This is a genomic window from Acetobacterium fimetarium (genome assembly GCF_014284475.1).
GTDB classification, from domain to species: domain Bacteria; phylum Bacillota; class Clostridia; order Eubacteriales; family Eubacteriaceae; genus Acetobacterium; species Acetobacterium fimetarium.
Window position 1 is genome coordinate 1 of sequence record NZ_WJBC01000053.1, and the last position, 3,421, is coordinate 3,421.

The 3,421-nt window shown below is 38.4% G+C and carries 3 protein-coding genes; all 3 read right to left on the bottom strand.

All coding sequences use genetic code 11. From position 1 onward, the window contains the following. Positions 1-575 precede the first annotated feature (575 nt). Positions 576-812: a DUF2442 domain-containing protein gene (locus GH808_RS14890; protein ID WP_186843573.1), complete on the bottom strand. Its 237-nt coding sequence runs from the start codon at positions 810-812 to the stop codon at positions 576-578. 137 nt (positions 813-949) lie between these two features. Then, complete coding sequence (locus tag GH808_RS14895) at positions 950-2,422, bottom strand: restriction endonuclease subunit S (RefSeq protein ID WP_186843574.1); 1,473 nt, start codon at positions 2,420-2,422, stop codon at positions 950-952. After that, positions 2,422-3,421: HsdM family class I SAM-dependent methyltransferase (locus tag GH808_RS14900; protein ID WP_186843575.1), on the bottom strand; the 1,000-nt coding region annotated here is incomplete at its 5' end. The genes GH808_RS14895 and GH808_RS14900, both read right to left, overlap by 1 nt.

Here is a 3,421-nt window from a genome sequence, read left to right on the forward strand (position 1 = left end):
GGCATAGATTTGGTATCCGCTGATTTCCTGATAGCTTTTTAATAGCTCCAGATATTTGACATGATCTTCCTGATCTTCAAAAATAACCTGTCGATTAATCCCTCTTAAAACCACGTGATATACTGCTGTCGCACTTTTTTCTCTAGCTTTTCTTGGCATCGGTTCATACTCCTACGTTTTTTTAAGCTTACCATGATTAGGTGCATTTTGTAACACAAAAGAACCGTCCCCTTGTGTTCGTAAGAAAATGATGAGAGCAGAATTCATGTCATTGAATTCTCTCGAAATATAGAATCTGGCAGATATGGATTCCTAAATGATGTTTATAACCCGGAGGATAGATAATTAGCGGTTATTCCAGCATCACTGTTATATAAACTGCTAAATCCGATAATTTTAAAAAAAGAATTAAAAAAATAGCCACATAACCTTTTAAACCATTGAATATCAAGGCTTTACGGTTATGTGGCGCTAATTTAAGGGTTCCACCCGATCAAACGATGGGATTTTTGACGTCAGACCCAGGCGCAGTTACCATTTTGAGAAGCTTTGAGAAATAGCTTTATCAATTACTGCTAGCAAGCTTTGCTCTTTTCGAATAAAAACTCTGGATCAAGATCCGCTTGATTGCACCATTCAATACTATCAAAACTAACACGTACCGTCCTGAATTTCTCCTCGTTCTTTAATTCTTGAAAAATACCCTTATCTAAATAAGGACTGACATCAAAGATCCTCTTTTCACCATTTTCAAAAGTTAAGAGTAACTTATAATCATTTAAAGGTTCTACATCGATAACTGCTAAATACATGATTCGACCTCCTATTTTAATGGATCAATTTTGTATGGAAGCTCACTATTCATTGCCAGCATCCAACAAGACCCAAGCGCAGTCACTATTTTTTAGGAGTTATAGATATTAGATCACCCCTTGGCTAGGATGATTCACTATTTCACTAGTTGTTTTGCATATGGTAATAATTCTTCGATTTTCTCTACGATTCGTTTTTGTTCTTCGAGTGGCGGAAGCGGTACTACGTATTCCTTAAGTACATCTGTTGGAACCCTTTTTTGTCCTGCAGTTCCTGTCATATTTTTTTCACATGTTGAAACAAAAATTGGACTTTTAATAAACCACATAAAAAACTCTCTACAAATGTTACTGTGTGATCTCAGTACGTGAAGTTCAGTTGTCCCTGCACCGATTCTATTTTCAAGATTTATTATTAGAGCTGACTTTAAATTTTGAAAACACGGAGTAATCTTAGCCATTACAATATCTCCATCTTGAAAATGTGTATAGCCTTTCTTAACATCCCCCCATGGTCTTACTTCATATGTAAAATTACTTACATATCCATCATCAATCAAAGCCATCGGTATAAACGATACTCCTAACTCATCACTAACATTATTTCTTGGATTAATTTCAAAAATATCTGTAATCCTAACCCACTTCCAATTCTCCGGAATATCAAAAGGAATCTCATCTTCTGTAATCTCGGGAAGTGCCTTGGTCTTTTTAATCGTGCCTTCCTCAATCAGCTTTTTCTTCTCTTCTTGAATCTGCTGATAAAGTTCTTCTGCCGTGCCATCTTCTTTTCGCTGCGCAACCAGCTTGCCTTGGATGGCATATTGCAAAATCGACTTTTGCATATCTTCCGGGAACTTTTTATTCAGCTTCTCCACTTCAGAATAGGCTACATCGTATTTATCGACATAAGGCATCAGTTCTTCGATCTTTGCTACAATACGTTTTTGTTCCTCGAGTGGGGGAAAAGGTAATAGTAGTTCTTTTAATCTTGCAGCTTTGATTCCCTTTGCAGTCGTACCTGTAGCGTTATTAATTAGGTCAAACTGAAAATAAGGTGATTGTATAAAATAACAAAATAACTCATTAATAAAATTATTATCATGATACTGTTGGAATGTTATAGCCCTTTGTCCAGCACTTGCTACCTCAAGCGTATTAATTGCGACGTTTCCCAATGGTGCTTCAGTAGTAAATAATATATCTCCTTTATTTGTAATTCCTCTAGATTGTCTTTCAATGTATTCAACTTCAGAAATAAAGTCTGCTTTTGAAAAATCTAGAAATCCCTTTTTAATATTTGATGCAGTAATGAGAACTACGCCGCTGGTAATTTTAGTTGGCGTTTTCCCTCTATAATCAATAAAATTATATATTTGATTTAATCTCACCCATTCCCAACTATCCGGAATATCAAATGGAATCTCTTCTTCATTGATTGCAGGTAGCGTCTTCTGTTTTTTAAGCTTACCTTCCTGAATCAGCTGTTTCTTCTCAGCCGCTATCTTCTCTAATAATTCCTTAGCAGTACCTTCTTCTGCCCGCTGTTCGACCAGTTTTCCCCGTATCGCAAGCTGAAGAATACTGTTCTTTAAATCCTGTGCCTTCATTAATTACCACCAAGCATTGCAGTAATCTGTTCTAATACATGATCAATTTCAGCATTCAGTGATGCCCGCTTTTCTTGATACACTTGAATCAAATCCATCGGCTCAAGGATCACTTCTTCTTCATGGGGAAATCCACATAGATCGATGTTGTAGCTTCTTTCTATGATTTCACTGGTAGTATATCTCTTTGCCTTGGGGAAACCATCGACTTCGATTTCTTCCCGGTTATCCCACCACGCCAGGGCATCACCAAAATGTTCCAGCTTCATCGGTCTGGTTTTGGAGAAGTTCTTATAGCCTTCCGGCATATCCATGCGATAGAACCAGGTTTCTTTGGTCGGTTCGGTATTATCAAAAAACAGGATATTGGTTCGAATCGATGTATAAGGGGCAAAAACGCTGTGTGGCATTCTGACCACGGTATGAAGATTGAATTCACTGAATAACTTTTTCTTAATATTGAACTTTGCATTGTCAATACCAAACAGGAAGCCATCGGGAATGATCACGGCGCATCGGCCATTTTTCTTAAGTCGATACATAATCACATTCATAAAAAGATCAGCCGTTTCAGAACTTCTGAGTTCCGTCGGGAAGTTGGACTTGACGCTGTCTTTTTCACTGCCGCCATAGGGCGGATTCATTAAAACCACATCGAACGGCTCCATCTTCCGCATATCTTTGTAGTCCATCTCCAGGGCATTGCCATGCAGGATATTGGGATCATCGATATCATGAATTAACATATTGGTAACGCAAAGCATATGTGGCAGCGCCTTCTTTTCAATCCCATAAACAGATTTATTGTAGATTTCCCGGTTCTCAAGGGAATTCTCCACTTGCCTTTCCAGCGCCTGTAAAGCTGACGTTAAAAACCCGCCGGTACCACAGGCGAAGTCGCTGATTTTTTCACCCAAGACTGGCTTAACAACTTTCACCATAAAGTCTGTCACTGCTCTTGGGGTGTAGAACTCACCGGCATTTCCGGCGCTTTGCAGA

Coding starts and splice junctions, on each gene's coding strand:
- GH808_RS14895 (WP_186843574.1), bottom strand. CDS start 2,422: ATGAAGGCACAGGATTTAAAGAACAGTATTCTTCAGCTTGCGATACGG.
- GH808_RS14890 (WP_186843573.1), bottom strand. CDS start 812: ATGTATTTAGCAGTTATCGATGTAGAACCTTTAAATGATTATAAGTTA.